The organism is Streptomyces sp. NPDC058092 (assembly GCF_042884935.1).
GTDB lineage: Bacteria > Actinomycetota > Actinomycetes > Streptomycetales > Streptomycetaceae > Streptomyces.
The window spans coordinates 35693-60973 of record NZ_JBHVSY010000003.1 but is presented as its reverse complement, the minus strand read 5'-3'; the positions used below and the strand labels follow the sequence as shown (position 1 = coordinate 60973).

At 68.5% G+C, this 25281-nt stretch carries 24 protein-coding genes and 1 pseudogene; 14 read left to right on the top strand and 11 right to left on the bottom strand.

Annotated elements, in window-relative coordinates; all coding sequences use genetic code 11:
* Positions 1-1326, top strand: coding sequence for a hypothetical protein (locus tag ACFVV1_RS06350; RefSeq protein WP_389986326.1), 1326 nt, complete (start codon positions 1-3; stop codon positions 1324-1326).
* A gap of 142 nt (positions 1327-1468) precedes the next feature.
* Here ACFVV1_RS06350 and ACFVV1_RS06345 read toward each other — a convergent pair whose 3' ends face one another.
* Entirely contained in the window at positions 1469-2959 is a 1491-nt protein-coding gene (locus ACFVV1_RS06345; protein WP_389985329.1) for an oligopeptide:H+ symporter, read from the bottom strand.
* Positions 2960-3448: 489 nt separating this feature from the next.
* Between ACFVV1_RS06345 and ACFVV1_RS06340 the strand changes: the two genes are divergently transcribed.
* A complete protein-coding gene (locus ACFVV1_RS06340) occupies positions 3449-4126 on the top strand; it encodes a response regulator transcription factor (protein ID WP_389985326.1) in 678 nt (225 codons plus the stop codon).
* A 15-nt stretch (positions 4127-4141) separates the two neighbouring features.
* Positions 4142-5407 (top strand): ATP-binding protein, encoded by a 1266-nt coding sequence (locus tag ACFVV1_RS06335; protein ID WP_389985323.1) that lies wholly within the window; start codon positions 4142-4144, stop codon positions 5405-5407.
* Between the two features lie 24 nt (positions 5408-5431).
* Here the strand turns inward: ACFVV1_RS06335 and ACFVV1_RS06330 are convergent, their stop codons facing one another.
* Positions 5432-5956 (bottom strand): GtrA family protein, encoded by a 525-nt coding sequence (locus tag ACFVV1_RS06330; RefSeq protein WP_389985320.1) that lies wholly within the window; start codon positions 5954-5956, stop codon positions 5432-5434.
* Between the two features lie 175 nt (positions 5957-6131).
* Between ACFVV1_RS06330 and ACFVV1_RS06325 the strand changes: the two genes are divergently transcribed.
* Genes ACFVV1_RS06325 through ACFVV1_RS06315 form a run of 3 tightly spaced genes read left to right on the top strand, consistent with a single transcriptional unit; the run spans position 6132 to position 9016 of the window.
* A complete protein-coding gene (locus ACFVV1_RS06325; RefSeq protein WP_389985317.1) occupies positions 6132-7271 on the top strand; it encodes a 5-(carboxyamino)imidazole ribonucleotide synthase in 1140 nt (379 codons plus the stop codon).
* Positions 7268-7807, top strand: a complete 540-nt coding sequence (purE, locus tag ACFVV1_RS06320; RefSeq protein WP_389985314.1) for a 5-(carboxyamino)imidazole ribonucleotide mutase — start codon at positions 7268-7270, stop codon at positions 7805-7807. The genes ACFVV1_RS06325 and purE overlap by 4 nt, the downstream gene beginning before the upstream one ends.
* 6 nt (positions 7808-7813) lie before the next feature.
* The gene (locus ACFVV1_RS06315) at positions 7814-9016 is read left to right on the top strand and encodes a dipeptidase (RefSeq protein WP_389985311.1); all 1203 of its coding nucleotides are present in this window, start codon (positions 7814-7816) and stop codon (positions 9014-9016) included.
* A 102-nt stretch (positions 9017-9118) separates the two neighbouring features.
* Here the strand turns inward: ACFVV1_RS06315 and ACFVV1_RS06310 are convergent, their stop codons facing one another.
* Entirely contained in the window at positions 9119-9478 is a 360-nt protein-coding gene (locus ACFVV1_RS06310) for a VOC family protein (RefSeq protein ID WP_389985308.1), read from the bottom strand.
* Positions 9479-9572: 94 nt separating this feature from the next.
* On the opposite strand from ACFVV1_RS06310, the gene ACFVV1_RS06305 reads away from it, so the two are divergent.
* Positions 9573-10085, top strand: a complete 513-nt coding sequence (locus ACFVV1_RS06305; RefSeq protein WP_389985305.1) for a CGNR zinc finger domain-containing protein — start codon at positions 9573-9575, stop codon at positions 10083-10085.
* Between the two features lie 24 nt (positions 10086-10109).
* On the opposite strand, the gene ACFVV1_RS06300 is transcribed toward ACFVV1_RS06305, so the two are convergent.
* Positions 10110-11453: a UDP-glucose dehydrogenase family protein gene (locus ACFVV1_RS06300; RefSeq protein ID WP_389985302.1), complete on the bottom strand. Its 1344-nt coding sequence runs from the start codon at positions 11451-11453 to the stop codon at positions 10110-10112.
* A 198-nt stretch (positions 11454-11651) separates the two neighbouring features.
* On the opposite strand from ACFVV1_RS06300, the gene ACFVV1_RS06295 reads away from it, so the two are divergent.
* Positions 11652-12809 (top strand): acyl-CoA dehydrogenase, encoded by a 1158-nt coding sequence (locus ACFVV1_RS06295; RefSeq protein WP_389986323.1) that lies wholly within the window; start codon positions 11652-11654, stop codon positions 12807-12809.
* Positions 12810-12903: 94 nt separating this feature from the next.
* On the opposite strand, the gene ACFVV1_RS06290 is transcribed toward ACFVV1_RS06295, so the two are convergent.
* From ACFVV1_RS06290 to ACFVV1_RS06280, 3 genes are all read right to left on the bottom strand, one after another.
* Positions 12904-13131 (bottom strand): hypothetical protein, encoded by a 228-nt coding sequence (locus ACFVV1_RS06290; protein ID WP_389985299.1) that lies wholly within the window; start codon positions 13129-13131, stop codon positions 12904-12906.
* 64 nt (positions 13132-13195) lie between these two features.
* Complete coding sequence (locus ACFVV1_RS06285; protein WP_389985296.1) at positions 13196-14188, bottom strand: helix-turn-helix domain-containing protein; 993 nt, start codon at positions 14186-14188, stop codon at positions 13196-13198.
* A gap of 280 nt (positions 14189-14468) precedes the next feature.
* The gene (locus ACFVV1_RS06280; RefSeq protein WP_389985293.1) at positions 14469-14906 is read right to left on the bottom strand and encodes an ATP-binding protein; all 438 of its coding nucleotides are present in this window, start codon (positions 14904-14906) and stop codon (positions 14469-14471) included.
* 163 nt (positions 14907-15069) lie between these two features.
* Between ACFVV1_RS06280 and ACFVV1_RS06275 the strand changes: the two genes are divergently transcribed.
* Positions 15070-15948, top strand: a complete 879-nt coding sequence (locus ACFVV1_RS06275) for a helix-turn-helix domain-containing protein (RefSeq protein WP_389985290.1) — start codon at positions 15070-15072, stop codon at positions 15946-15948.
* A complete protein-coding gene (locus ACFVV1_RS06270) occupies positions 15945-16154 on the top strand; it encodes a DUF397 domain-containing protein (RefSeq protein WP_389985287.1) in 210 nt (69 codons plus the stop codon). Before ACFVV1_RS06275 ends, ACFVV1_RS06270 begins: the two co-directional genes overlap by 4 nt.
* Positions 16155-16344: 190 nt before the next feature.
* On the opposite strand, the gene ACFVV1_RS06265 is transcribed toward ACFVV1_RS06270, so the two are convergent.
* Both ACFVV1_RS06265 and ACFVV1_RS06260 read right to left on the bottom strand, forming a co-directional pair.
* Positions 16345-16896: a hypothetical protein gene (locus ACFVV1_RS06265; protein ID WP_389985285.1), complete on the bottom strand. Its 552-nt coding sequence runs from the start codon at positions 16894-16896 to the stop codon at positions 16345-16347.
* A 337-nt stretch (positions 16897-17233) separates the two neighbouring features.
* Positions 17234-17659 (bottom strand): nuclear transport factor 2 family protein, encoded by a 426-nt coding sequence (locus ACFVV1_RS06260; RefSeq protein WP_389985282.1) that lies wholly within the window; start codon positions 17657-17659, stop codon positions 17234-17236.
* An 84-nt stretch (positions 17660-17743) separates the two neighbouring features.
* Between ACFVV1_RS06260 and ACFVV1_RS06255 the strand changes: the two genes are divergently transcribed.
* The 3 genes from ACFVV1_RS06255 to ACFVV1_RS06245 all read left to right on the top strand — a co-directional run bounded on the left by ACFVV1_RS06255 (position 17744) and on the right by ACFVV1_RS06245 (position 19824).
* Positions 17744-18310 carry a TetR/AcrR family transcriptional regulator gene (locus ACFVV1_RS06255; RefSeq protein WP_389985279.1) on the top strand — a complete coding sequence of 189 codons (567 nt, stop codon included), beginning with the start codon at positions 17744-17746 and terminating at the stop codon, positions 18308-18310.
* A 452-nt stretch (positions 18311-18762) separates the two neighbouring features.
* Complete coding sequence (locus tag ACFVV1_RS06250) at positions 18763-19128, top strand: DUF4440 domain-containing protein (RefSeq protein ID WP_389985276.1); 366 nt, start codon at positions 18763-18765, stop codon at positions 19126-19128.
* 234 nt (positions 19129-19362) lie between these two features.
* Positions 19363-19824 (top strand): hypothetical protein, encoded by a 462-nt coding sequence (locus ACFVV1_RS06245; protein WP_389985274.1) that lies wholly within the window; start codon positions 19363-19365, stop codon positions 19822-19824.
* 118 nt (positions 19825-19942) lie between these two features.
* Here the strand turns inward: ACFVV1_RS06245 and ACFVV1_RS06240 are convergent.
* A pseudogene (locus ACFVV1_RS06240) lies at positions 19943-20143 on the bottom strand (sigma factor); the annotation flags it as partial.
* Between the two features lie 446 nt (positions 20144-20589).
* Between ACFVV1_RS06240 and ACFVV1_RS06235 the strand changes: the two are divergent.
* Complete coding sequence (locus ACFVV1_RS06235; protein ID WP_389985271.1) at positions 20590-23595, top strand: carboxypeptidase regulatory-like domain-containing protein; 3006 nt, start codon at positions 20590-20592, stop codon at positions 23593-23595.
* A gap of 297 nt (positions 23596-23892) precedes the next feature.
* Here the strand turns inward: ACFVV1_RS06235 and ACFVV1_RS06230 are convergent, their stop codons facing one another.
* On the bottom strand, positions 23893-25194 hold the full coding sequence (locus ACFVV1_RS06230) for an LCP family protein (protein ID WP_389985268.1): 1302 nt from the start codon (positions 25192-25194) through the stop codon (positions 23893-23895).
* Positions 25195-25281: the final 87 nt, after the last annotated feature.

Below are 25281 nucleotides of genomic sequence, written 5' to 3'. Positions count from 1 at the left end.
ATGATGCTCGGCGGCGCGGGCATGCTGCTGGCCGCGAGTCCGGCCCAGGCCGCCGACACCTCGTACAGGACGGAGTGCATACCCCCGGCCATCTCCGGACTGCCGCCCGTGGAGGGCACCACCGTGGTGCAGTTGACCGCGCCCGCCGAGGCCAAGGTCGGGGACACCGTCGAGGTGGTCTGGAAGACGGTCGAGGCCGCTTCCAAGAACCCCGACGTACTCGATCTGGACAAGGACACGGTCAAGCCGACCGGCACCATCAAGGTGGGCGGCGCGGCCACGGGCACCCTCCAGATGGAAGGGCCGCGGCAGAACCCGCCGATCCCGAAGAACAGCGCCATGGTGCTGCCCGACATGAAGGGCACGCTCAAGCTGGAGAAGGCCGGTGAGATCACGCTGACGCCGGACGCGTACAACATCAACGTCTCCAAGCCGATCTCCACGGACACCAAGTGCAGCCCGAAGGAGACGGTGAAGACCGGCGCGACCATCAAGGTCACGGCCGGCGGCGGATCCACGACCGGCGGTACGACCTCCGGGGCCACGGCGGGTGGTACGACAAGCGGCTCCACGGGTGGTTCCACCACCGCGGGCGGTACGACCTCCGGTTCCACCACCTCCGGATCCACCACCGCGGGCGGCACGACCTCCGGCTCCGGCGGCGGCCAGACCGACTTTCCCGGGAAGGAGGTCGCCGTCCACTTCACCTGTACGTCCCCCGGACCGGCCGACATATCCTCCAAGGTGACGATCAACGCCAAGAAGAGCGGCGGGAGTTACGCGCTCACGGTCAAGACGGCCAAGGGCGTGATGGACAGCCCGGCCGCGCTGCCCGCCGGTGCGCTCAAGCCGTCCATGGACATCGTCATCAAAGGCGCCGACAAGGGCTCGGTGAAGGTCACCGGACCCGCCAACGCCGAACCGCTGGAGCAGGGCAAGCCCGTCGACCTCTCCGACATGACCGGCACCTACAAGCCGGGCGCGTCCGGGAAGTCCACGCTCAGCCCCGGCACCCTGACGATCGATGTCACCCTGGGCGCCTCGAAGATCAACATCCCGTGCAAGGTCAAGGGCTCGGTGACCCCGTCGCTGGAACTCGACACCACCGCCCAGCAGGGCGGTGCCTCCGGCTCCACGACCTCGGGCTCCACGGGCACCACCGGCTCCTCCGCCGGCGGCACGGACTCCGGCGGTGGACTGGCCGCCACCGGGGCCGGGGGAACCGGCACCCTGCGCGCACTCGGCCTGGTCGCGGGGACGGCGATCCTGCTGGGCGGCGCCGTGTTCACCTTCACCCCGTGGCGCAGGCTGCGCGGCACCAGGTGAGCTGAGCGCCGTACGGACGCACGGGAAGGGCCGGACGTACGCGAACGGCCCGACGTACGCGAACGGCCCGACGTACGCGAAGGGCCGCCGCACACCGAAGCATCGGTGTGCGGCGGCCCTTCGCGCAGCCGGGCCGGGTGCGTCAGCGCACGCTGCCCATGAGCTTCTTGACCTTGCCGCGGTACATGAAGACCGCGACACCCGCGGCAACGGCGAGGAAGGCCTGCAGAGTGACCACGCCGGTGCCGTTGAGCTCCACGCCCGCGGTGGAGAGCAGACCCGTGGTGCAGTCACCGGCAGTGACGGCCAGGAACCAGACACCCATCATCTGGCTGGCGTACTTGGCCGGAGCCATCTTGGTGGTGACGGAGAGCCCCACCGGGGAGAGCGTCAGCTCGGCGACCGTCTGGACGAAGTAGATCGCGACCAGCCACATCGCGGCGGCCTTGTGGCCGTCGGTCGCGATCGTCAGCGGCATCAGGAAGAGGAAGAACGACGCACCGACCAGCACCAGGCCGGAGCTGAACTTCACGATCGTGCTGGGTTCCTTGCCGCGGCGGTTCAGCGCCAGCCAGAAAGCGGCGAAGAGCGGGGCCAGCGCCATGATCAGGACCGGGTTGACCGACTGGTACCAGGAGACCGGGAAGTCCCAGCCGAAGACGCTGTTGTCGGCCGAGGAGTCGGCGAAGATCGCGACCGTGGAACCGCCCTGGTCGTAGATCATCCAGAAGATGGCGGCGGCGACGAAGAACCAGATGTAGCCGGACATCTTCGACTGCTCGGCGGCGCTGAGCTCCTTGTCGCGCTTGATGCGCGTCAGGACGACGACCGGAATGACCAGGCCCGCGATGGTGATGGGGACCAGAAGCCAGTTGAGCGTGTAGACGCCGGTGACGACCGTGACGATGTAGAAGACGGCCGCGACGGCCAGCCAGATCATGCCCTTGCGCAGCGTGCTCGTCCGCTCGGCGGCGGACAGCGGCTTCGGGACGACGAGGCTGCGCTCGTTCAGGTTGCGGGTGCCCATCAGGAACTGGGCGAGGCCGAGTCCCATGCCGACCGCGGCGAGCGCGAAGCCCAGGTGCCAGTTGACGTTCTCACCGACGGTGCCGATGATCAGCGGCGCTGCGAAGGCACCCGCGTTGATGCCCATGTAGAAGATCGTGAAGCCACCGTCGCGGCGCGGGTCGTCCGGGCCGTTGTAGAGGTGGCCGACCATCGTCGAGATGTTGGACTTCAGCAGACCGGAGCCGATGGCGACCAGTCCGAGACCGGCGAAGAAGGTGCCCTGCGCGGGCAGCGCCAGCGTCAGGTGGCCGATCATGATGACGGCACCGGCGATGGCGACGGTCTTGCGCGGACCCCAGACACGGTCGCCGAACCAGCCGCCGGGCATGGCGAGCAGGTAGACCAGCGACACGTAGACCGAGTAGATCGCCGTGGCCGTGGCCGGGTTCATGTGAAGCCCGTTGGGCGCGATCAAGTAGAGGGGAAGCAGGGCCCTCATGCCGTAGTAGCTGAAGCGCTCCCACATCTCGGTCATGAAGAGAGTGGCCAGGCCGCGGGGGTGGCCGAAGAAGGTCTTCTCGGATCCAGAAGTACTGGCCGGGTCCTTCGTCAGGCTGGACGCCATGGTCGATCCTTGCTTGCTCGGGACGCGACGCCTCGTGAGCGTGACGCGCCCGGTGGGGGGAGGCCGGCACCGGCACGGCCACGTCCCACCCCCACGCCTGACAGGGGATTCGTCCCGACCGCCGGGCTCATGGAGGAGCCGGCCGAGGAGACGGGAAGCGACCGCATCGGGATCCACGCCCGGTGCGCATCTCGCGCTCCGGGCCCGGCCACAGGTCATTCACTTGATTCACGACTGGCGGGAACCAGCCGGCAGAACAAAAGAGACCCTCGGCGCTAAAAGCTGCCCAAGGGTCCTTGAGTAGTGCAACAGGCGTCGAGCAACCATACGACATGACAGTGCCGGATATGGAAGGACTTGAGATATGGATCACAGGTAAGAATGGAACCGAACTCCCATATTCGAAGGCGTCCCTCCATTTTCCTTGCGGAGCCGCAGGGCTTTTGGATCACCCCACTTCACCCGCCCCGCGCGGACTACCATCACTCCATGACCCGTGTACTGCTCGCAGAGGACGACGCATCCATCTCGGAGCCGCTGGCCCGCGCCCTGCGTCGGGAGGGTTACGAGGTCGAGGTCCGCGAAGACGGTCCGACCGCTCTCGACGCCGGCCTCCAGGGCGGAGTCGACCTGGTCGTACTCGACCTGGGCCTGCCCGGGATGGACGGCCTCGAAGTCGCCCGCAGGCTCCGTGCCGACGGCCACACCGTGCCGATCCTGGTGCTGACCGCCCGCGCCGACGAGGTGGACACCGTCGTCGGCCTCGACGCGGGCGCCGACGACTACGTCACCAAACCCTTCCGTCTGGCCGAACTGCTCGCCCGCGTTCGGGCCCTGCTGCGCCGCGGCGCCGCCGAGCCCGCTCCGCAGCCCGCCACCCATGGCGTCAGGATCGACGTCGAGTCGCACCGGGCCTGGATGGGCGACGAGGAACTCCAGCTCACCGCCAAGGAGTTCGACCTGCTACGGGTCCTGGTCCGCGACGCGGGCCGGGTCGTCACCCGCGACCAGCTGATGCGCGAGGTCTGGGACACCACCTGGTGGTCCTCCACCAAGACCCTCGACATGCACATCTCCTGGCTCCGCAAGAAGCTCGGTGACGACGCGGCCAACCCCCGGTACATCGCGACCGTACGGGGCGTCGGCTTCCGCTTCGAGAAGAGCTGACGTACAGAAGCACTCATGCGCCGCAGACTGATCAACTCCACGCTCGCCGTGGTGCTCGTGGTGATCGCCGTCTTCGGCGTCTCCCTCGTCATCGTCGAGAGCCGCACCATCAGCAACAGCGCCCAGGAGAGCGTCGACTCCGAGGCGCTGCGGCTGATCAGCGTCGTCGACAGCCGGCTCCTGGGGGACGAGCGGATCAACCCCGCTCTGCTGTCCGAGCAGATCTCCGGCAAGCGCTACGCACGCGTCGAGATCCCCGGACGGGCCCCCCTCGAAATCGGCGACCGCCCCAGCGGCAGCGTGATCAGAAGTACCGCCGAGGGGGAACAGGGCGAGCGGGTCACCGTTGAGGAGTCCAGCTCCTCCGTCACCCGTGAGGTCGGCCGCACCCTGATGATCATCGGCGCGGTGGCGCTGCTGGCCATCATCTCCGCCGTGCTCCTCGCCGTACGCCAGGCCAACAAACTCGCCTCGCCGCTGACGGACCTGGCCGAGACCGCCGAACGCCTGGGCTCCGGCGACCCGCGCCCGCGCCACAAGCGGTACGGAGTACCGGAGCTGGACCGGGTCGCCGACGTCCTGGACTCCTCCGCCGAACGGATCGCCCGGATGCTGACCGCGGAACGCCGGCTGGCCGCCGACGCCTCGCACCAGCTCCGGACGCCGCTGACCGCGCTCTCCATGCGGATCGAGGAGATCTCGGTCACCGACGACCCGGACACGGTGAAGGAGGAGGCGAACATCGCCCTCACCCAGGTCGAGCGGCTCACCGACGTGGTGGAGCGGCTGCTCACCAACGCCCGCGACCCGCGTACCGGCTCCGCCGTCGTCTTCGACCTCGACGAGGTCGTCAAGCAGCAGATCGAGGAGTGGCGCCCGGCCTACCGGGGCGAGGGCCGCGCCATCGTCCGCTCCGGAAAGCAGGGACTGCGGGCCGTCGGCACGCCCGGCGCGGTCGCCCAGGTGCTGGCCGCACTGATCGAGAACTCACTGATGCACGGCGGCGGCACCGTCGCGCTGCGCACCCGCGTCACCGGAAATCAGGCGGTCATCGAGGTCACGGACGAGGGCCCGGGCGTGCCCCCCGATCTCGGCGCCAGGATCTTCGAGCGGACGATCAGCGGCCGCAACTCCACCGGCATCGGCCTCGCGGTGGCCAGGGACCTCGCGGAGGCGGACGGCGGCCGCCTCGAACTGCTCCAGCAGCAGCCGCCGGTCTTCGCCCTGTTCCTCAGCCGGGTGGCCCTGACGCGACAGGAACCGGAACGCCCGGTGCGGTGAGCGGCCGGCGCCGTACCGGATCCGCTACCGGCGCACCGAATCCGCCTCGGCCCGCGGCACCTGCTCCGTACGCCCCTGCTTCAGGAACCTCTCCGCGCTCAGCACGGTCTCCTTCGCGGGCAGCGCCTTGAACACCCAGGTCCGGTAGGACCAGAAGCGGAACAGCGTCGCGATGCCGATCCCGAGGATCTTGAAGACATTGCTCTGGACCGGGCTGTTCCACCCGAACCCGTACGTCGCCGCGTACAGCACACCGGTCTCGATGACCGCACCCACCGCGCTGAACAGCAGGAACAGCGTCAGCTCCCGGGTCCGCCCGGTCTTGTCACGGTCCCGGTACGTCCAGTAGCGGAAGCCGACGTAGTTGAAGAGGATGGCGACGAACGTGGCCAGCAGACCCGCCCGCACCACCTGGAGATCCGTGGTGCGCCAGAGGAGGTTGGACACGGCGATATTGACGACCAGGCCGAGTGCGCCGACCGCACCGAACTTGGCGACCTCCCGGGCCAGCAGATCCAGCCGGGTCCGCAGTGCGCCCCGTTCGCTCATGGTGATCGCTCAGCCTGTCTGTCGGTTACGTCGGACCCGTCATGCTAACCAGCCCGCCCGGGGGATGCCTGTGGGTCGGCGGACAGGTGTGGCGATGCTGTGACGTGGCCGCCGCGCGGGGGCGGCGGGGAGGGCGTCGTCGGGTGACCCCCGGGGCGCCCGATACCCTGGAGGAGTGACGTTCCCGGTAGTCGGCATGGTCGGCGGCGGTCAGCTCGCCCGTATGACCCACGAGGCGGGCATCCCCCTCGGCATCAAGTTCAAGCTCCTCAGTGACACTCCCCAGGACTCGGCGGCCCAGGTGGTGAACGAAGTCGTCGTCGGCGACTATCGCGACCTGGACACCCTGCGCGCCTTCGCGCGCGGCTGTGACGTGATCACCTTCGATCACGAACACGTTCCGACCGAACACCTGCGGGCCCTGGAGGCGGACGGCATACCCGTGCGCCCGGGACCCGACGCACTGGTGCACGCCCAGGACAAGGGGGTGATGCGCGCGAAGCTCACCGAGATCGGCGCGCCCTGCCCCCGCCACCGCCTCGTGAAGGACCCGGCCGACGTCGCGGCCTTCGCGGCGGAGGTCGGGGGCTTCCCCGTCGTCCTCAAGACGGTCCGCGGTGGCTACGACGGCAAGGGCGTGTGGGTGGTCCGCTCCGAGGCGGACGCGGCCGACCCCTTCCTGGCCGGTGTCGCGGTCCTCGCCGAGGAGAAGGTCGACTTCGTACGGGAGCTGGCGGCCAACATCGTCCGCTCGCCGCACGGCCAGGCCGTCGCCTACCCGGTCGTCGAGTCGATCCAGGTCGACGGCGTCTGCGACACGGTGATCGCCCCGGCCCCGGAGCTGGACGAGCGGCTCGCGGGCGAGGCCCAGCAGCTCGCCCTGCGTATCGCCGCCGAACTCGGCGTCGTCGGCCACCTCGCCGTCGAACTCTTCGAGACCCCTGACGGACGCATCCTGGTCAACGAGCTGGCCATGCGCCCGCACAACTCCGGGCACTGGACCCAGGACGGCGCGATCACCTCGCAGTTCGCCAACCACGTCCGGGCCGTCCTCGACCTGCCGCTCGGCGACCCGCGCCCGCGCGCCACCTGGACGGTCATGTCCAACGTCCTCGGCGGCGACTACCCGGACATGTACCAGGCGTACCTGCACTGCATGGCCCGCGACCCGCAGCTCAAGATCCACATGTACGGCAAGGACGTGAAGCCCGGCCGCAAGGTCGGACACGTCAACACCTACGGCGACGACCTGGCGGATGTGCGCGAGCGCGCCCGGCATGCGGCCGACTACCTGCGAGGAACGATCACCGAATGACTTCCCCCGCCACCGCCGCGCCGGTCGTCGGCATCGTCATGGGCTCGGACTCCGACTGGCCCGTCATGGAAGCGGCCGCCAAGGCCCTCGACGAGTTCGAGATCCCCTACGAGGTCGACGTCGTCTCCGCCCACCGCATGCCGCGCGAGATGATCGCGTACGGCGAGCAGGCGGCGGACCGTGGTCTCAAGGCGATCATCGCGGGCGCGGGCGGCGCCGCCCATCTGCCCGGCATGCTCGCCTCCGTCACCCCGCTGCCGGTCATCGGCGTGCCGGTCCCGCTGAAGTACCTGGACGGCATGGACAGCCTGCTCTCCATCGTGCAGATGCCCGCCGGTGTCCCCGTCGCGACCGTCTCGGTCGGCGGCGCACGCAACGCGGGCCTGCTCGCCGCCCGCATCCTCGCCGCGCACGACAGTGAGCTGCTGGCCCGGATGCAGGAGTTCCTGCAGGAGCTGAACGACCAGGCGACGGAGAAGGGCAAGCGACTGCGCGCCAAGGTCGAGGGCGCCGACTCCTTCGGCTTCGGGAAGTAGGCCCCGATGGACAAGGCGCAGCAGCTGGAGCGGGCCGCGGAGCTCCTCGCCGAGTACCCCGTCGTCGACGGCCACAACGATCTGCCGTGGGCGCTGCGCGAACAGGTCGGCTACGACCTGGACGCCCGCGACATCGCCACCGATCAGTCCGCCCACCTGCACACCGACATCCCGAGGCTGCGCGCCGGCGGTGTCGGCGCCCAGTTCTGGTCCGTCTACGTACGGTCCGACATGGCGGGCGACGAAGCCGTCAGTGCCACCCTCGAACAGATCGACGTGGTCGCCGAGCTGCTGGAGCGCCACCCCGCCGACCTGCGGCGCGCCCTGAGTGCCGACGACATGGAGGCGGCCCGCACCGAGGGCCGTATCGCCTCCCTGATGGGCGCCGAGGGCGGCCACTCCATCAACAACTCGCTGGGCACCCTGCGCGCCCTGCACACCCTCGGCGTCCGCTACATGACGCTCACCCACAACGACAACATCGCGTGGGCCGACTCGGCGACGGACGAGCCGGGCGTCGGTGGTCTGTCGCCCTTCGGCCACGAGGTCGTACGGGAGATGAACCGCACCGGCATGCTGGTCGACCTCTCCCACGTGGCGGCCACCACGATGCGCGACGCGCTCGACACCTCCACCGCGCCGGTGATCTTCTCGCACTCCTCGTCGCGCGCGATCTGCGACCACCCGCGCAACATCCCCGACGACGTCCTCGGCCGGCTCCCGGCCAACGGCGGCATCGCCATGGCGACCTTCGTCCCGAAGTTCGTCCTCCCGGCGGCCGTCGCCTGGACCCATGCCGCGGACGAGAACATGCGCGCCCACGGCCTGCACCACCTCGACACGACCGCGCAGGCCATGAAGATCCACGCAGCCTTCGAGGCGGCCAACCCGCGCCCGATGGCCACCGTGGCCACGATCGCCGACCACCTCGACCACATGCGCGAGGTCGCCGGGATCGACCACATCGGCATCGGCGGCGACTACGACGGCACGGCCTTCCTCCCGGAGGGTCTCCAGGACGTCGCCGGCTATCCGAACCTGATCGCGGAGCTGTTCGGCCGCGGCTGGTCCGGCGCCGACCTCGCCAAGCTCACCTGGCAGAACGCGGTACGGGTCCTGCGCGACGCCGAGGCCGTCGCGCGCGAACTGAGCGCGCGCAGGGCCCCGTCCCACGCCACGATCGAGCAGCTGGACGGCCAAACCGTCTGAGCGGCCAAACCGTCTGAGCGGCCAAACCGTCCGAGCGGCCGGAACTGAAAGAGTGCGGGGCGCCCCTCGGGGCGCCCCGCACTCTTTCACGCGCAGACTTCTTCAGCACGCACACAGACAGAACGGGTGCCCCGCAGGATCCGCGTAGACCCGGAAACTCCGCTCCCGGTCCTCCGCGTCCAGCACGGTCGCGCCCAGTGCGAGCACCTCCCGCTCCGCTGCGTCCAGGTCCGGCACGGTCAGATCCAGGTGGAACTGCTGCGAGCCGTCCGGGCGCGGCCACCGCGGCGGTACGAAGCCGGGCGCGGCCTGGAACGCGAGCGGCACGGCCGCGCCACCGGTCAGCTCCACCCAGCCCTCGTGGTCCTCGATCTTTCCGCCGAGCAGCCCGGCGTAGAACCCGGCGAGCGCGACGGGGTCGGGGCAGTCCAGAACGACGGCACCCAGAGTGGCGACAGCCATGACACTTCCTCCTTCAGGCAGGGTGGTTACCCCTAGGGCGTCCCAACGGGTAACCGTTACTGCATGCTGCCGCACTGGAGGTAACGTCGCAACCATGAATGAGAAGGATTCCGCGCCCGGTGGACTCGCGCTGATCGAGGCCCTGGTCAACACACTGGACATCGAGACCGGTGCGGACACTCTCGATACGGCGGACGGGCGCGCCGCCTTCTCTCTCGCCGAGCCGGACGTCCCGGACGCCCGCGTGCTGCGCGAGGCGCTCCGCACCGCCTGCCTCGCCCATGCCGGCCACCGCCCGCCGGACGGCGCCGCGGCGCCCCCACTCGACCGGCTCCTCGCCGAGGCGCCCCTGCGCGTCACCGTGGACGCGGCGGGCGCCGCCTCACTGCGGCCCGCCACCGAACCGGCCGGGCTGACCGCCCGCGTCGCGGCGGCCATCGCCACCGCGGCGGCCGAGGGCACCTGGGCCCGGCTCAAGGCGTGCGAGGCCGAGGACTGCCGATGGGCGTACTACGACCGCAGCCCGGCGGGGCGCCGCCGCTGGTGCTCCATGTCGGTGTGCGGCGCCCGCGCGAAGATGCGCACCTACCGCGCGAAGCGCGGCTGAGGCCGGTCCGAAGACCCAGATGCGTCAGGCCTTCGGGCGCCCCATCGCCCGGTACGTCCAGCCGGCCTCACGCCACTGCTCGCTGTCGAGCGCGTTGCGGCCATCCAGGATTATCCGGCGGGACGCGACCTCGCCGAGCGCCGCCGGGTCCAGCTCGCGGAACTCGCGCCACTCCGTCAGATGCAGCACCACATCCGCCCCGCGCACCGCGTCCAGCGCCGAGTCCGCGTAACCGAGGGTCGGGAAGAGCCGCCGGGCGTTGTTCATGCCCTTCGGGTCGAAGACCGTGACCTGGCCGCCCTGCAGATGGATCTGCCCGGCCACGTTCAGCGCGGGCGAGTCCCGTACGTCGTCCGAGTCCGGCTTGAACGTCGCACCCAGGACCGCCACGCGCTTGCCGAGGAACGAATCGCCGCCCACGGCCTCCCGGGCCAGCTCCACCATGTGGCCGCGGCGCCGCATGTTGATCGAGTCGACCTCGCGGAGGAAGGTCAGCGCCTGGTCCGCGCCCAGTTCACCGGCGCGCGCCATGAAGGCCCGGATGTCCTTCGGCAGACAGCCGCCGCCGAAACCGATCCCGGCCCGCAGGAACTTGGACCCGATCCGCTCGTCGTGCCCGATCGCCTCGGCCAGCTTCTTCACATCGCCGTCGGCGGCCTCGCACACCTCCGCCATGGCGTTGATGAACGAGATCTTCGTGGCCAGGAAGGAATTGGCCGCGGTCTTCACCAGCTCGGCGGTCGGGAAGTCCGTCACCACGAACGGCGACCCCTCGGCGACCGGCACCGCGTACACCTCGCGCAGCAGCTTCTCGGCCCGCTCGCTCGCCACCCCGACGACGATCCGGTCCGGGCGCAGGGTGTCCTTGACGGCGAAGCCCTCGCGCAGGAACTCCGGGTTCCAGGCCAGCTCCGCGTCCGCGCCCGCCGGTGCCAGCTCCGCCAGCCGCGCCGCGAGCCGGGCCGCCGAACCGACCGGCACGGTCGACTTCCCGACGACCAGGGTGGGCCGGGTCAGATGCGGTGCCAGCGACTCGAAGGCGGCGTCGACGTAACTCATGTCGCAGGCGTACTCACCGTGCTTCTGCGGAGTGTTCACGCAGACGAAGTGGACGTCGCCGAAGGCCGCCACCTCTTCCGGGGAGGTGGTGAACCGCAGCCGTCCCGTGGACCCCTCGATGCCCTCGACATGCTTGCGCAGCAGCTCCTCCAGGCCCGGCTCGTACATCGGGACCCTGCCACTGCTCAGCATCTCGATCTTCTCGGGCACGACATCGAGGCCGAGCACTTCGAAGCCCAGTTCCGCCATGGCCGCGGCGTGGGTGGCGCCGAGGTAGCCGGTACCGATCACAGTGATCCTGAGGGCCATGTAATGCTCCTGAGAGATGCGGACAGACGTGCGGTCAACGAGCATAGTCGTGCCCCCGAAGGCCCGGTTTCCGGCTGCCTGAGCAGCTTCTCCCACCCCTGTCGCCAAGCTCACGCGCGCATGGCATAGGCCATTTCGGGGACCGGGCCCTAAAATTGGGTTACTTAACGGTAGTTAGCATCTTGGGGAGTGAGCGTCTTGGCGGGTTCGACCGATTTCGACCTGTACCGTCCGGCCGAGGAGCACGAGATGCTCCGGGAGACGGTGCGCGCGCTGGCCGAGGCGAAGATCGCCCCGCACGCGGCAGCGGTCGACGAGGAGGCGCGCTTCCCGCAGGAGGCGCTGGACGCCCTGACCGCCGCGGACCTGCACGCGGTGCACGTACCGGAGGAGTACGGCGGCGCGGGCGCCGACGCCCTCGCCACGGTCATCGTGATCGAGGAGGTGGCCCGCGTCTGCGCCTCCTCCTCCCTCATCCCGGCCGTGAACAAGCTCGGCTCGCTCCCGGTGATCCTGTCCGGCTCCGAGGACCTGAAGAAGAAGTACCTGGGCCCGCTCGCCAAGGGCGACGGCATGTTCTCGTACTGCCTCTCCGAGCCCGACGCGGGTTCCGACGCGGCCGGCATGAAGACCCGGGCCGTGCGCGACGGCGACTTCTGGGTGCTCAACGGCGTGAAGCGCTGGATCACCAACGCGGGCGTCTCCGAGTACTACACGGTCATGGCCGTCACCGACCCGGCCAAGCGCTCCAAGGGCATCTCGGCCTTCGTCGTCGAGAAGTCGGACGAGGGCGTCTCCTTCGGCGCCCCGGAGAAGAAGCTCGGCATCAAGGGCTCCCCGACCCGCGAGGTCTACTTCGACAACGTCCGCATCCCCGCCGACCGGATCATCGGCGAGGAGGGCACCGGCTTCGCCACCGCGATGAAGACCCTGGACCACACCCGCATCACCATCGCGGCCCAGGCCCTCGGCATCGCCCAGGGCGCCCTCGACTACGCCAAGGGCTATGTCCAGGAGCGCAAGCAGTTCGGCAAGCCGATCGGCGACTTCCAGGGCGTCCAGTTCATGCTCGCCGACATGGCCATGAAGCTGGAGGCGGCCCGCCAGCTCACCTACGCGGCCGCCGCCAAGTCCGAGCGCCTGGACGGCGACCTCACGTTCTTCGGCGCCGCGGCCAAGTGCTTCGCCTCCGACGCCGCGATGGAGATCACCACGGATGCGGTCCAGCTGCTCGGCGGCTACGGCTACACGCGGGACTACCCGGTGGAGCGGATGATGCGCGACGCGAAGATCACGCAGATCTACGAGGGTACGAACCAGGTCCAGCGCATTGTGATGGCGCGGAACCTGCCGTAGGACGGTTATCGCCTTGGCGTCCGGCCCCCGATGGGCACATCGGGGGCCGGACGTGTGTATGCGGCCAAGAGGGGTGTAGTCACCGGCGCGGGGGCTACTTTTCGGCGAAGACGTCCTCGACGGTGGCGGCGGTGGCGGCGCGGGTGAGCAATTGGCGTAGGAGCGGGAGGTCGTAGCAGGTGTCGATTTGCTCGCGGATCCCGTCGGTGATGATGATCCCGCGTGCTTCGAGGACGACCAGGAGCACTTCGGCAAGGCCCTCGGCTCGGCCTTCGTTTCGGATTTCCTCCGACATGAAGGACTTGTAGAAAGAGGGGTTCATGGCTACCGGATTCCTCTGCTGTTGTGCGGCGGGGCGGTTGTCCGGGCGTTGCGTGACATTTCCGTCAGGCGGCCGTGTGCAGTTCGGTGCGGCAGTCGCCGCAGTGGCCGGGGTGGCGGGAGCGGAAGGCGCGGTCGCAGCCGTCGCAGTTCTGGAGCGGGATGACGATGATGCCGGGGCGTGCGGGTACGAGTCCCTTGGCTCCTGGCAGCGGCGGTGGCAGGAGCGTCGTGATCCGGTGCCGGAGGAGTTTCGCCGGGTGCTTCAGCGGGACGGGGAGATCGTTGGTGAGGGTGTGGCGGATGGTGTCGGGGTGGGCATCGCGTTCGAGCCAGGTGGCGATGCCCGGTGTGAGGGTGTGGATGTCGTTCTCGGAGAGGACGAGTTGGGGTGCGTGGCGGCGCAGGTCGGCGAGGAGCGCGGAGGCTGCGCGGTGCAGTTCCGGGGTGAGTTCCCGGGGTTGGGGGAGCAGCGGGGGCAGTGCCCTGGGGGTGGTGGGAGCCGGTACGAAGACGGGGGCGGGGTGCGGTTCGGGCGTCCGCTGCGGTGCTGGCGGTGGCGGCGCCTCGGAGGAGGCGGGGAGCGGTTCGGCGGCGGGCTCGCCTGGCGGGGGCTGCGGTGTGGGCCGCGGGGCTGCCGGTTTGGTGCGCCTGGTCCGCGGCTGTGGCGCTGCGGTGGTGGACGCGTCGGTGCTCGGCTGGTTGTACGAGACCGTGCGCGTCACGATGCGGCCGTCGGGGAGACGTACGCGGCTGCGGTGGAGGTAACCGTGGGCTTCGAGTTCGCGTAGGGCGGCGGCGATCCGGGTTTCGCTTTCCGGGAAACGTTCGGCGAGCCGCTTGATGCCGATCTTGGCTCCGGCCGGCAGCGACTGGATGTGGGCGGCGAGCCCGATCGCGGTGAGGGAGAGCCCGCGGTGCTGGGCGAGGTGGTTGCCGATGACGGTGAAGCCTGCGGCGTGCCGGATGTTGATGTGGATGACACCGGATGACGGTGTGGCGTTCCCGGGTACGAGGGACGGGGCGCACGGGGGCGCGGTAATCTGCTGGGTATCCATCGGGAAGGGCCTAACTTCCTCGGTGGTCAGGCCCTCGGTTGAGATTGGCGTCTCGCCGGGGGCCGTCGCATGTCTGTAGTTGTCGCGGTGAGCATATGCCAGTCAACCCGTATGAAATCCAGCCCAGTTGCCATATGTCACCCGGGCGAGTGACGGGGCCGGGATGGGGTCGGGTTTGGGTGGGGAGGGTGATTTCCCTAAGTTCTTTAAAGCTTTTTGTGTCGTGGGGCGCGGCGTCGTGGCTCACCGGGTCGTGGGTCTCCGCGACCCGGTGGAGCGGTCACGGTACGAGGTCGAGTTCGGCCCAGATGGTCTTGCGCGGGACGGGCCCGAGGTCGATGCCCCAGCGGTCGGCGAGTGCTTCGACGATGAGCAGGCCGCGTCCTGATTCCGCGTCGTCGGCGGGTGCGGACGTGGTGCCGGGCGTGGGCGGTAGTTGCTCGCCCCGGGTGTCGGTCACCTCGATCCGCAGGAGTGCGTCGCGGTGGACGGTGAGGCTCAGTTGGAAGTCCCGGCCCGGCACGCGGCCATGGACGGTGGCGTTCGTGGCCAGTTCGGCGACGATGTGCGCGGCCGACTCCGAGGGAAGCCCCCAATCCCCGAGATGAGCTGTGGCGAACAGACGGGCAAGCCGCGCGCCCCGGCGGGTGGAGGAGAGCAGCACCGTGAACTGCCGGGTGGGAGTGGAATGTTCGGTTCGAGTGATTTCTTGGGTCACGTCACTCAGCGTGGCCGCGCCTGCGTATCGTGAATAGCGACGAGCCGCTTACGTACGGTGATTGTCCCGTGCTTGTCCAGTGCTGTCCCGGCTGTCCGGGGTGACGTGCCGGGGACACCAGGGGTTGAGCAAAGACCGCATGCACGTTGGAAGTGGGGCACGGATGAGCGTGGATGAGACCGGTACGGAGCGCGGCGACGGCAGGGAGGACGAGCCGGGCTGGGACGTCGACCCCGATGACGAGTCCGGGGTGGCGGTGGTCGCTGCGGTGGGCCGCCAGATCAAGGCCTGGCGGGAGTCGGCGGGGCTGCGGGCCGGCGAGTTCGGGGCCGCGATCGGGTACGGGGAGGACCTCGTCTACAAGGTGGAGGGCGGACGGCGCATCCCTCGGCCGGAGTTCCTGGACAAGGCGGACGAGGTGCTGGGCGCGGGCGGGAAGCTGGCCGCGATGAAGCGGGATGTGGCGGAGGTCCGTTACCCGAAGAAAGTTCGGGATCTGGCGAAGCTGGAGGCCAAGGTCGTTGAGCTGGAGGCATATCACCACCACAACATCAACGGCCTGTTGCAGACCGAGGAGCACATGCGTGCCCTGTTTGCGTCGTGGCTGCCCGCCTACACGCTGGACGAGATGGACCGCGTAGTGGCCGCTCGTATGGCCCGACGATCCATCTTCGATCGAGATCCCCTTCCAACGCTGAGTTTTGTCCAGGAAGAGGTGACGCTTCGCCGTCCGGTCGGAGGCACAATGGTGTTGCGCCGACAACTCGAACGCCTCTTGGAAGTAGGGCGGTTGCGGAATGTGGCGATCCAGGTGATGCCGACCCATCGCGAGGAGCATCCCGGGACGGGTGGGCTGATCGAGGTTCTGAAGTTCCCCGACGGCAGTGCGGTGGGGCGTTCCGAGGGGGCGTTCAGCGGACGCCCGGTCTCCGACCCGAAGCAGCTCAGGATCCTTGGGTTGCGCTATGGGATGATCCGGGCCCAGGCTCTTACGCCACGGGAGTCGCTGGCCTTCATCGAGCAAGTTCTGGGAGAGACATGATCCACACGCCCTTTGCCAGGGACGCCTCGGAGCTGGAGTGGTTCAAGAGCAGTTACAGCAGCAGTGGCGACGGTAACGACTGCGTTGAGGTGGCGTCCGCACCCGGCACGGTCCACGTGCGCGACTCCAAGAAAGCCCCCGGACCCCGGCTGGTCTTCACGCTGGGTGCTTGGGCGGGCTTCGTCTCGTACGCCGCCGAACACTGATCCCACACGCACTCGGTGGCTATCACCTTGGCGTGCAGGCTGCTGCGGGCGGCCGAGGCTGGATTCGGTCACGTCCAGCGACAGCACTTGTGCACGGGTTTCCGGATTTCCGGTGCCAATGAATCCAGCCCGCTTGTCATCAAACCCAGTCGACCGACACGGGGGCAAGGTTCTCGAACAGGGCGCTGTTTCAAGACGCTGTGCCCCGGCTGCGCGGGGAGCGGTGGCGGCGGTAGTAGGAGACGGTGACGGCGGCGAGTAGAGGGCCCCACAGGACCAGCGGTTGGTAGAGGATGCCGACCACGAGGTCGCCGGTGTCCGTCATGTCATCGTGCGCGTACGTCCACCACCAGGGAACATTGGCCCACATCACGGTCAGTGCCACTGCGCCGAGGGCGGCTGGGACGACGGCGGCCATCGGGCGCACGGCGCGCCCTCCGATCAGCGGCATCCAGCGCGGCACGACCTCGCCCCAGGGCCGCACCAGACCGATCGTCAGGAAGGCGAGAAGCTCGCAGACCACGCTCAGCGTCAGCATCCAGACCTTCGCGCCGAGCGTCTCGAAGTCCGCGAAGCTCTCGTCCAGGTAGCCGGCCGGATAGCCGAGCACCAGGATGATCCGCCACAGCCCGCTCGGCAGGACAACCAACGCGGTCAGGTGCGCGGCCCAGACCGCCCAACGAGGCGGCGCTGCAACGGAGTCTGCGGCCGTGGCGGCATCCAGAGTGCTCATGCGACTCATCCTGCCGCCCCACCCCTCGCGTTCCATCAGCCTCCGCGCCTGCTCCAGGTGGTCCGCTGGGCCGACGCCTGGCCTGCGTGACGCGCCACAAGGCGGACCGACCGTCAGACTTCGAGACGATGTGCGCAGCAAGTCCGTCCGTGCTTGCTGAGATCCGCCGACGACTGGGTTCAGCGACAAGCGGGCCGGATTCATTGGCAACGGACATGACAGTTCCCACCGAAGCCAGTCGCCGTCTCATCTGTCCCGTCTCCAAGGAACTGGTCCCGTCTCAAGGGATCTGGTCCGATTCACCTTGGGTCTCAGGTGAGCTGGTCCGCCCCTGTCAGTCTGGCTTTCATCCTCTGGCGCCGGCGACTCCCGAGCTGTCCATGTAGTCGCGGGCCCGCGTGATCAGTCCGCTGTGGATGTGGAGTATCAAGAGACCGGGGACGGTGAAGTTGGTGCGTCTGGTCGGCAGCGTTCCTACCACGACGTGCTCGGCGATGATCACTTCCGGATCGGCGGTCTCGTAGGCCGCGATCTTCCTGACCTCCTGCACCTGGACGGGGCTTGTGCCCCAGGCCGCCCGGTATCCCGCGCGCACGGCCTCGCGTCCCTCGTAGCGCGGAGGGAAACCGGGAGAGGTGAACGGGAACTCGTGCACCGCGTCCAAGGCATAGAGATCGGCGAGATCGTCCGGGGACTTGTCGAGCATGGCCTGGTAGTAGCGGTTCAGCACCTCGCCAGGGGTGCGAACAGCAGGTGTATCCACATGCGGCACTGAGGCCTCCATCCGCTCAACACTTGTTGACCCACTTACCGTAGGGTCGGCTGGAAGTTCGGTCAACGGCTGTAGAGTGAATAGGTGTCCACTCCTCGCCAGTCCCGCGCCGACCGCCGCCGAGCGACCGAGGCGCGCATCCTCGACAGCGCCCGGGAGCTGTTCGCCGAGAAGGGATTCGATCGCACCACCATCCGTGCCGTGGCGACTGCGGCGAGCGTCGACCCGGCTCTGGTCATGCAGTACTTCGGCTCGAAGCGCGAGCTTTTCACCCAAGCCGTGCAGGCGATTCCCGTACTGTCGGCAACCACTGACACCGACGCACTCGTCGATCAGCTGCTGGCCACGCTCGACCTCAAGCTCGGCGGCCTTCCCGAGGGCACGTTGGCGATGATGCGCTCCATGCTCACCGACCCGGCAGCAGCCGATCACGTCCGCGTCACCCTCGATCGGCAGATCGACAGCGTCAGCGCTGCCCTGCCCGCAGCCGAGGACCCCGAGCTGCGCGCCGCACTGTTCGTCACCGCCTTGCTGGGCGTCACCATCGGCCACCAGTTCCTCCGCCTGGCCGCTCTTCGTGGCGCCCCAGCCGACCGCATCGCCGCCCTACTGCGCCCGGCGTTCAAGGCCTTGGCAGGACCTCCGGGCTGAAAACGGCGGCGCTGCCGATGCTCTGTGCGCTCATGCGATCCCGTCTTGAGCGGCGAGTCGGTGAGACTTCGACGGCAATCGGCCAAGGTTCGTTCTCACACGACAAAAGCGTTTGAAGCGGGTAGTCGCTCGAGCAGGGAGCCACACCCCATCCCGAAGTGGATCGTCACCGGTGCCGGAACGGGGGCGACCTCGGCAGCGGTCGGGCGCCAATGGCCGGCCGGATAGCGGCCCGCGTGACGGCCGGGCGGGGATGCCCCTCGGGCCTCCACCCGGACTGGATTGGATGAGATGGCGACTGGCTTCGGTGAGAACGGTCAGGACACCGGAGGGAGTTGGTGATCAACCCAGCCATAAATGTTGACGGGAGACGACGTCATCGCCGGTGTCGCTGCTTGCGTTGCGTGAATTATTCGCTGTGACGTGACGAGGAACGTCCGTAGGGTCTGTGCATGGCAGACGAGAGTGAGCGGGCCGTTCAAGCGGCCATTGAGGCGGAGATGCGGCTTCTCGACCCTGACCTGCGTGCTTCGCGGGCCCTGGTCACGGAGCTCCTGGACCCGGACTTCCTCGAGATCGGAGCGTCGGGACGGCGCTGGGACGCGACGTCGATTCTCGCGGTGACAAGTGACGGTTCGGTGGCCCCCGAAGCTCCGGTCAAGGTCAGCGATATGTCAGGGGTCGTACTCGCTCCCGGCATCGTTCACCTGACGTACTTCGCCGACCACAGCGGGCGCCGAGCATGGCGGAGCTCCGTGTGGCGTCTGACGGAAGTGGGCTGGCGCATGTACTTCCACCAGGGCACTTTGGCGAGCTGAGCGATCAGTGGCCGCCGGGTCTCTTTACATGGGTCCGGGGGCTTCCGGACGGGCACGAACCCGGAGCGGAGTCACAGCGCCGGGTGTTGCTCGTCGAAGAGCTCATCGACGCATGAGGCAGTGGGGGCATGGAGGAGCCAGCGGGTCAGGATGTCCATGTCGGCAGGCAGTGAGGGTGAGTCGGTAGGGCCTGATGCGTCGAGAAGCCCCACTGCTGAACGTGGAGGCGCAAGAATGGACATGAGTAAGGCCGAGCAAGCGGCTGAAGACTTGATTCAAGAAGCGATCCGTGGAGTGAGTCCCGAGCCACGTCTGGAGTCATTCGGTGGAGGTGTGAAATCCTGCCAGGAACCCAGTGACGGCGGGTCCGAGGACCGTGTCACCCTAACGCGGAACTACTGGCTCAAGGGGATTCCGCGAGACGATGCAAAGAACGTGGTCCGGAAGGTCTTCGAGAATTGGAAGGAGGCCGGACATGCCGTTGATGCTGCGCCAGAGTATGAACGTCGAGTGGTTGCGGCCAATTTGAGAAGCAAGCCGGATGACTTCCGCATGCAGGTGGCAATGGGGCTGGGCGGTCAGCTGAGCGTCGGCGTCACTTCTCCCTGTTTCTGGGACAAGAAGCCGGTGTCCGAGTCTCTCGGCCAACCGGCCCCAGGGCCGAGGCCGAGCTGCGAGATTGGCAGGAAGCCATGAACGGGGTGCGGTCCGTTTCCAGCCAGATCCTGGACAGCCTCGCCGGCGGGCGTCCCTCCCGTGACGAGCCCGCCGTTCTCGTGATCCTGCACCAGTCCCGGACGGGCTGTCAGTGGAACAGAACCGTCTGGGCGTAGGCCGCCGGGCTGTCCGCTCTGGCCACCCGCTTCCAGTGCACGTACACCCGGCTGAGGGTTTCCTGGACCAGGTCCTCGGCAAGATGTGTGTCGCCGGCCGTGAGGACGTATGCCGAGCGGTACAGCGCCTTCGCCCTCGCGGCCACGAACTCCAGGTACTGATCCTCCTGTGCTGATTTCACTCGGCCCCGCCTGTTCTCTTGTTCCGTTATCCCCGCGCATACCCCTCTTGGCTACGTGAGACGGCAGGATGTCGCGCGCGGCAGGAGCACCTTCTTTTCCACCGCTGCCGCGCCGGCAGTGTTCCGCGGGGGTCGGAGGCGCGATGCCCGGGATGACGGCGGCGACGCTCAGGAGCAGGCGGTAGCAGGGGAGCCACGCGTTGGGGAAGAGTCACATTATGTCGTGTATCCGCCCACCCCGGAGGCCGTCTTGTCGAGAACATGGCAACGATGTTTAGTTGTCGCGGCGGATGAATCCATCTGCTGTCGACCGAGAACCAGCGCACGGGTCGACCCCAGCTCAGCAACATGGGAGTCACACATTGCGCACTTCGAGGTATTCCAGACCGACCGCGCGGACGATCTCCGCGCGACTGGCCGCTTTCACCGCGGCGGCCGTCGTCGTCATGGCGGCGGGATTGCCCGCAGCCCAGGCTGACACCGGCACCGCGGCCGCTTCGGGCACCGCCGCCACCGCGACGCATCCCGGGGGCAGTCTCGCCGCCTTCCAAGTCGGCTCGCACGGCGAGATCTCCGGCGCCGTCACCGACAGCTCCGGCAAGGCGCTTTCCGGCGCCTCCGTCGTAGCCGGTATCTACCGGTCGACCACCGACGCCCAGGGGCACTACAGCCTGACGGTGCCGCCCGGCACCTACAAAATGGCCGCGTACGCCTACGGGTACGCGCCCAAGAAGGCCTACAGCGTCGTCGTCGACGATGGAACCGTCACGACCGACTTCGCGCTGGACGCGGTGGCCCACCAGACCGTGACCGGTAAGGTGACCGACGGCTCCGGCCACGGCTGGCCGCTCTATACGAAGATCACCATCGATGACGTGCCCGGCGCCCCGGTCTTCACCGACCCGTACACCGGCGCGTACAGCGTCGACCTGCCGCAGGGCGCCGACTACACCCTGCGCTTCACCTCCGTGTACCCCGGCTACAAGGCGGTCACCAAGCAGGTGACCGTGGATGACGCGGCGCAGACCGTGAACGCGGCGGTCCCGGTGGATGCCCAGGCGGCCACGGCGCCCGGTTACCAGGTCAAGCGGTCCGGCCCGACCGAGCCCTTCGACTCCACCGTCGGCGCCCCCGAGGGCTGGAGCGTGGTCAACGCCGACGGCACCACCGGCGGCTGGTCCTTCGACGACTTCGGTAAGCGGGGTAACAAGACCGGTGGTTCCGGCGCCTTCGCCATGGTCGACAGTGACAAGATCGGCAGCGGCAAGAAGCAGGACAGCTCGCTGATCACGCCGGTCATCGACCTGACCGGCAACGACAGCCCCCAACTGGAGTTCGACACCGACTACAAGAGCTACACCAACCAGACCGGCAACATCGACGTCAGCACTGACGGCGGTGTGACCTGGACCAACATCTGGGACCGCACCACCACCCTGACCGGCCCTGCCCATGTCGAGCTTCCGCTGACCGACTACGCCGGGAAGCCCGGCGTGCAGCTGCGGTTCCACTTCACGGGCAGCTACGGCTACTGGTGGGAGCTCGACAACGTGTTCGTGGGCAAGCGGTCCTACGAGCCTGTCAACGGTGGCCTGGTGGCCGGTGCCGTGAAGGACGCCAACACCGACGACGCCGTCGTCGGCGCCACTGTCGTCAACACCGACGCCCCGCAGGACAAGGCCATCACCGCGGCCACCCCGGACGACCCGGCGCTCGGCGGCGGCTTCTACTGGATGTTCACCTCCAAGACCGGCAGCCACACCTTCACTGCCTCCAAGTCGCACTACGCCGACCTGGACAAGTCGGTGGACGTGGCGGCGGACAGCACCAACAAGGCGAACTTCAGCCTGAAGGCCGGCAAGCTGGCGTTCACCCCCGGCTCGATCGACAAGACGGTCGAGTGGGGCAAGAAGGCCACCCAGGACCTGACGGTGAAGAACACCGGCGGTGCGCCTGCCAGCCTCACCCTGGGCGAGCAGCCGGGCGGCTTCACCCAGCAGGTCAAGGGCGGCGCGCCGCTCAACCTGGTGAAGGGCAACTACTCCCCGCTGGCCCTCAGCAAGGGCAAGACCTCGGATGCGGCTCCGGCGGCCAACGCGGCCGGTGACGCCTGGCAGCCGGTGGCCAACCTGCCGACCGCTGTGCAGGACAACGCGGTCGCCGTCTACGACGGCAAGGTCTACTCCGCCTTCGGCTACACGGGCAGCGAGGACACCAACGCGCTGTACGCCTACGACCCCGACAGTGGCTCCTGGACCGAGCTGGCCTCCGCGGCCGACACCCGCGAGGGCAACCCGGCCCACGGCTTCATCGGCGGCAAGCTGTACGTGGTCGGCGGCTGGGGTGCCAGCGGCGACCCCGACGCCAAGCTGGAGGTCTACGACCCGGCGTCGAACAGCTGGTCCACCAAGGCGTCCTCGCCCAAGCCGTACGCCGGTTCGGGCAGCGCGGTGCTCGGCGGCAAGCTGTACGTCGTCGGCGGCTGCACCAGCAGCTGTGGCACCACGGACGCCACGGTCTACGACCCGTCGTCGGACAGCTGGTCCCAGATCGCCTCCTACCCGGAGCCGATCTCCTGGCAGTCCTGCGGCGGCATCGACGGCAAGCTCTACTGCGCCGGTGGCAACAGCGGCACCAGTTCGACCAAGCACGCCTACGTCTACGACCCGGGCGCCGACAGCTGGTCGCCCGTCGCCGACATGCCCGCCGACCTGTGGGGTTCGGCGTACAGCGTGGGCAACGGCAAGCTGCTGGTCTCCAGCGGTGTCGCCAACAACAGCGCCGACATCACCAACCAGGGCTACGCCTTCGACCCGGGCACCGGCAGCTGGACCGCCCTGCCCAACGCCAACACCAGCGTCTACCGTGTGGGTGCTTCCTCCGGCTTCTACAAGGTCGGCGGCAACCCCGGCGGCAGCTCGACGCCGCCGGTGTCCACCGTCGAGGTGCTGCCCGGCTACGACCAGGGCGGCGAGTCCTCGGATGTCAGCTGGCTGTCCACGAGCAAGGACAAGGTGACACTCCAGCCCGGGGAGAGCACCACGATCACCGTCGGCCTGGACGCCACGGTCCCCGAGGTCACCCAGCCCGGCGACTACACCGCGGCGCTGACCGTCCAGACCGACACCCCGTACGCCGGTGTCCCGGTCGACGTGAAGATGCACGTCAACCCGCCGAAGGACTGGGGCAAGTACGCCGGCACCGTGCTCGGCGCCGACGGCAAGGGCGGCACCGCGCCACTGGCCGGGGCGACCATCCAGATCAACGCCTCGACGACGAGCTACACCCTGCGGACCGCCAAGGACGGCACCTTCGGTCTGTGGTTCGACAGCCGCAACAACCCGGTCACCGTGGTCGTGGCCAAGGACGGCTACCAGCCGGTGGTCACCACTGTGAAGCTCAAGAAGGGGGAGACGACGACCGGCAACTTCACGCTGAAGAAGACCTCGTGACCCTGTTTCCGTGAAACAGCGCGGGCCGACCCCTCGGGGCCGGCCCGCGCGCCACGCTCGGCCCCGACCGACGGACTCCGGCTACCGGTCGCGTAAGCAGCCCTGTGGCGTACCTTCCACGTCCATGACCGACGTCGACAAGCTCACCGAGCGCTCGGCGAGTGGCGGATCCGGGAAGGGCGGGCCGAGGGCGTGGCGCGGTCGGACGGGCCGGGTCTCCCGGACCCGCGCCCGACATGGAGCAGGGCTCGGACGGCGGACCGTCCGAGCCCTGCTCGTGTCTGCCGCCGCCTGCCGTCAGTTGCCGGTGACGGTGACCTTCTCGTCGTTGTTGAGCTGGTCCACCAACTGCTTGACCTTGGCCTTGTCCCAGACCAGATTGCCGCCGGTGGAGCCCGAGATCGGCATGTTCATCGACGTGCCGTCACCGCCGGTGACGCCCTTCATGGCGAAGAACATCTGTCCCAGGGACCAGAGCGACATGTCCTTGTCCACGATCAGGGTGTCCAGGCCGGCGCCCATCGTCGGGTACAGCTTGAACGGGTTGAGGATCGTGGACGGCGTCGCCGTCTGACTCGCCAGCGCCGCGAGGAACTTCTGCTGGTTCTTCGTACGGGCCAGGTCCGACTCGGTGAACGCGTACCGGGTGCGGACGAAGGCCAGCGACTGCTCGCCGTTCAGCGTCTGCTTGCCCGCCTTGAAGTCGGCGCCGGACTTCTTGTCCTTGAAGCCCTTGGGGATGTCCAGTTCCACCCCGCCGATCGCGTCCACGATCTTGGCGAAGCCGCCGAAGCCGATCTCGACGTAGTGGTCGATGTGCAGCCCGGTGTTGAACTCGACGGTACGGACGAGGAGTTCGGGACCGTCCATGGCGTACGCGGCGTTCAGCTTGGTGAAGCGGCCGCGGCCCGGGTAGAGCTTGCCGGAGTCGGAGCCCTTGAACGAGGGGATCTCGACGTTCGAGTCACGGGGCAGGGAGACGAGCGTCGGCCCGTTCGACCCGTCGTGCAGGATCATCATCGAGTCGGTCCGCTTGCCCGCGGCGGAGCCGGTGTGGAGCTTCTTCTTGTCCTCGGCCGTCATACCCGCGCGGCTGTCGGAACCGACGATCAGGTAGTTGGTGCCGTCGCCTGCCTTCGGCCGCTCGATGACCTTGGAGAGGTCCACCTCGCGCTTGAGCTTGGAGTCGGCCCAGAAGTACGTGCCGATGGAGACCGCGAGCACCACGACGACCAGGGACAGCGTGCCTATCTTTATGCGGCGGCCCCAGTTGGGTGCCGGGCGCCCCTGGATGTAACCGCCGTCGCCCCGGCCGCCGCCGTGACCGTTGCCCCGGTCGCCACCGTTGCCACCGCCGCCGTAGACCTGGCCCGTGTTGTAACCGCTGTTGTACTCGGCGCTGTCGTTGTAGCCGCCGGAATACTGCGGCGGCTCCGGCTGCCGTTGGCGGGGCGGTGCGGGGCGCTGCTGCGGCGGCGCGGGGCGCCGTTGGACATGCCGCATCACGCGGGGGCTCTCGGGCCGGTCGCTGTCGCTGCCCTGCCCGTAGCGGTTGCCGCTGCGGTCGTCGTCGGTCCAGCCCTCGGGCCAATCGTTCATGCGATCCAGTGTGCAGGCCGGGCGCACCGCTCTTACAGGGGGTGCGGGAAATCGCATCACGGCTGTTGCGAAGCTGATGCATTGCGG